The sequence below is a fragment of the Aeromonas sp. MR7 genome, from assembly GCF_963899385.1.
Lineage (GTDB): Bacteria > Pseudomonadota > Gammaproteobacteria > Enterobacterales > Aeromonadaceae > Aeromonas > Aeromonas bestiarum.
The window spans coordinates 1-255 of the sequence record NZ_CAWQXH010000046.1; the positions used below are offsets into that span (position 1 = coordinate 1).

Genomic DNA, 255 nt, shown 5'->3' on the forward strand with positions numbered 1-255 from the left:
TGACGGCACCCTGGTCTGCGCCCGGGGTGGCGACGCCGATGGTGGCGATGTCATTGGTACCGGTGATGGCGACGGTGACGGTGTGCTGGGCGGAGCCGTCAGCACTGTGGACCACGAAGGTCTCGCTTGGCAGGGACTCGCCTTCTTTGAGGGCCTGTACCAGCGGGTCGGTGTTGTTGAGCTGATAGCTCCAGTTGCCATTGGTATCGATGGAGAAGGTGCCGTGGGCGCCTTTCACCTGAGTCTGGGGCTGGA

The 255-nt window shown here is 63.5% G+C and carries 1 protein-coding gene; it reads right to left on the reverse strand.

Features of this window, described 5'->3' with window-relative positions; all coding sequences use genetic code 11:
* Positions 1–255 (reverse strand): VCBS domain-containing protein (locus AACW87_RS17470; RefSeq protein WP_241326822.1); only part of this gene is annotated, 255 nt, incomplete at both ends.